This is a genomic window from Enterobacter sp. 342 (genome assembly GCF_036663495.1).
Lineage (GTDB): Bacteria > Pseudomonadota > Gammaproteobacteria > Enterobacterales > Enterobacteriaceae > Enterobacter.
Genome location: NZ_JAWUEI010000089.1, coordinates 1 through 2,425 on the forward strand (window position 1 = coordinate 1; position 2,425 = coordinate 2,425).

The following is a 2,425-nucleotide window of genomic DNA, read 5'->3' on the forward strand; positions in this document are numbered from 1 at the left end:
TGTGTTGAATTTGCGCCGGGCATGGCGTGAGATTTACTTCAGGAAAATAAAAAGCCCCGCGTGATTGCGAGGCTTGAATTTTTTTGCTTCGGAACGACTGAACGTATTCCCAGCGTTAGAGATGAATCTATCCAGTTTTTCCGCGAAATGCAATACCCTTTTCCTGTATATTTTCAATATTAGGGAAAAATATTTTCATCTCGTTACTTTTGAGAGAATGGAATCAGCCATAGACTCCTGCCTGTGGCATTCGGCGACGAGATCCTCAAAGAGAGGCTGAAGTTGGTCATAGGCCGCAGTTTTCTTTATCTCAGCAACAGTATTAATGCCATTAATTACCGTTGAGAACTTCAATCTGGCGTAACCTCTGCCACCGCAGCGGTCACAGGTTTTCATCACTGGAACGCCCTGGCGATCGCTTTCTGCCTTGTCCAGCACCTTACCTTTACCATGGCAGCGACACGAATTGCTGATAACGCCTTTTCCGTTACACGGCTTGCATTTAACCCGCACCACTTCCCGCGCTTCCGTCCAGCTCTCCCAGTCGCTTGGGCGAACGGCCCGCGACATTTTCGACCAGTACGGCGGTTTCCCCCATGGGTATGAGACCTTGTTGGTAAACACTTGCGCCTCTGTAAATCCTCCACCATCACAGCAATCACATTTTCGAGTGCTGGCAGCACTTCTCGAATAATCCTGGTATGCAAAAGCGCAGAGAACCTTAAGCACGCCTGACCGAGCTGATTCATCGAGTTCAGACAGTGCTCTGAATTTACCTGATAACTTACGTGCCTGCTCATAGAGTCTCTCCAGTGCTATATCTGGGCTGCTAATGCCGATTTTCGAGAGGTAAAGATCGAAACCAAACCCGCACTTGTGACCAGCAAGGCCAAGCGCCGCCATAACGTCAGTGCCGGTGAGACTGTCTGATGCGGTTGCGCGAGGAGAGTCACTGAACATCGGTGATTTAGGCGCAAAGTATTTAGCGATTGATTCGAGGTTCATTATGCGGCTTCCTTATGTGGCTGGTTGTTTTTGGTCTGGCTGTGCTTTGCTACTGGGGGCATGCTGGCGCGCTTAACGCTTTCTGCCTGGTACCGGGTTATCTCGTCTCTGGTCACGGCGCGCACTCCCCAATAATGATCTGCCCCTTCTCTCCCCAAAGTTTTGTTACCCGGCCATCCCAGACGCAGCTGTCGTCGTCGAAAATGGCATCGAGCAGTGCCTTTTCCAGGTTGTCTTTATCCGGTTTCTGCTGATGAGCCCGGCCGTTCAGTTGCGCGCGCTTCTTTTGGCTCCACCTTTTTGGCATGGGAATAATGAAGGTGATGTGATAACCGGACTCAGGAAGGCAGATTCCAAGTAGGCGAACTTCTGCTTTGAAAGCCCAATATGCCGCTGTTGCAGGCCTCTTATGCCAGCGATCTCGCTGTGTCATGCGGGGCTTGCTGACCGGCGTGATATCGTAAATATTCATGCGGGCACCACTAGGCCACGACGGGCGATCTGGATAACGGTTAAGACAATGGCTCGATCCATTAACTGGCGGCGCTCGTCACGGCTCAGCCCCTTCCCGTTATCAATCTCTGAATGACAGGTGACGCAGATAGCAGCGGTGGCGCAGTCGTCTGTTTTCATTCCGATACCTTTACCCTCGTTGCGGTGCGCCACCTGCACGCCCCACGCTCCGCACAGGACGCATTGCTCAATCTGGCCGACTGCGGCTAGCCATTTTTTATTGCGGTAGGTGCTACGCATGTTTCCTCCGTGCCGCGAGACGCAGCCATTTCTGATCCACCAGGCGGGCGGTGTAGCCTTTCAAGGTCGGGATGTCGGAAGGTTTAAGCGCTGGCTTACGCTTGCGGCGCGCCGGAACGCGGAAGATTTCGTTGGTGATGATGCGAGCGAGAGGGCTAGCCATTACGCAACCCTCCCGAAGTAATCACCTGAGTAGCGAACTTCACGGAGTTGCACGCCGTTTTGCACAGCAAATGCCTGGCTGTATTCGATGAGACTGGTCATGCGACGGATGCCCATCTTCGCAGTGCTTTCCCGGATGGCGCAGAACTCCCCTTCCAGACCCGGCACCACTTCACCAGGCTTACCGGTGGCAATGGCATGGCCTGAGACATACAGGACTTTCCATGAAGCGATGTCGCGCGACTTGCCAGCCCATTGCAATTGCTTCGCTGTATCGCCACAGAGAGCGTGGAAGAGGTCGTTTTGGGCGAGAGTGCGGTCAGCCTCAGAAAACTTCACCACGAGCGGCAGAGCGTCGTTAACGGGCAGCTTCCTGATGTAGTCGATGAGGTTATCGCGAACGCGTTCGTCGCGGAGGTAGAAAACAGGCTGTTTCATACGCCACCTCCGAGAGGTAACGCAGAATGCAGAAAATCGCAGGTGCATTTCTGCATCTGTGACAAGG

General features: G+C 53.1%; 6 protein-coding genes. All 6 read right to left on the reverse strand.

What is annotated here, in order from left to right; all coding sequences use genetic code 11:
- Positions 1-195: 195 nt before the first annotated feature.
- The 6 genes from V6E55_RS25230 to V6E55_RS25255 are packed head-to-tail and all read right to left on the reverse strand — an operon-like array spanning position 196 to position 2,358.
- Entirely contained in the window at positions 196-1,005 is an 810-nt protein-coding gene (locus tag V6E55_RS25230) for an antitermination protein Q (protein ID WP_316944111.1), read from the reverse strand.
- Positions 1,005-1,121, reverse strand: a complete 117-nt coding sequence (locus tag V6E55_RS25235; RefSeq protein ID WP_231082182.1) for a hypothetical protein — start codon at positions 1,119-1,121, stop codon at positions 1,005-1,007. Before V6E55_RS25235 ends, V6E55_RS25230 begins: the two co-directional genes overlap by 1 nt.
- Positions 1,118-1,477 (reverse strand): RusA family crossover junction endodeoxyribonuclease, encoded by a 360-nt coding sequence (locus tag V6E55_RS25240; protein WP_274418008.1) that lies wholly within the window; start codon positions 1,475-1,477, stop codon positions 1,118-1,120. The genes V6E55_RS25235 and V6E55_RS25240 overlap by 4 nt, the downstream gene beginning before the upstream one ends.
- On the reverse strand, positions 1,474-1,758 hold the full coding sequence (locus V6E55_RS25245) for a hypothetical protein (RefSeq protein WP_016042191.1): 285 nt from the start codon (positions 1,756-1,758) through the stop codon (positions 1,474-1,476). Before V6E55_RS25245 ends, V6E55_RS25240 begins: the two co-directional genes overlap by 4 nt.
- Entirely contained in the window at positions 1,751-1,921 is a 171-nt protein-coding gene (locus V6E55_RS25250) for a NinE family protein (RefSeq protein WP_316944112.1), read from the reverse strand. The genes V6E55_RS25245 and V6E55_RS25250 overlap by 8 nt, the downstream gene beginning before the upstream one ends.
- Complete coding sequence (locus tag V6E55_RS25255) at positions 1,921-2,358, reverse strand: recombination protein NinB (RefSeq protein WP_316944113.1); 438 nt, start codon at positions 2,356-2,358, stop codon at positions 1,921-1,923. The genes V6E55_RS25250 and V6E55_RS25255 overlap by 1 nt, the downstream gene beginning before the upstream one ends.
- Positions 2,359-2,425 lie beyond the last annotated feature (67 nt).

Excerpts from the sequence above, each read along its gene's own strand:
- V6E55_RS25230 (WP_316944111.1), bottom strand. The coding sequence starts at position 1,005 with ATGAACCTCGAATCAATCGCTAAATACTTTGCGCCTAAATCACCGATG.
- V6E55_RS25240 (WP_274418008.1), bottom strand. The coding sequence starts at position 1,477 with ATGAATATTTACGATATCACGCCGGTCAGCAAGCCCCGCATGACACAG.
- V6E55_RS25245 (WP_016042191.1), bottom strand. The coding sequence starts at position 1,758 with ATGCGTAGCACCTACCGCAATAAAAAATGGCTAGCCGCAGTCGGCCAG.
- V6E55_RS25250 (WP_316944112.1), bottom strand. The coding sequence starts at position 1,921 with ATGGCTAGCCCTCTCGCTCGCATCATCACCAACGAAATCTTCCGCGTT.
- V6E55_RS25255 (WP_316944113.1), bottom strand. The coding sequence starts at position 2,358 with ATGAAACAGCCTGTTTTCTACCTCCGCGACGAACGCGTTCGCGATAAC.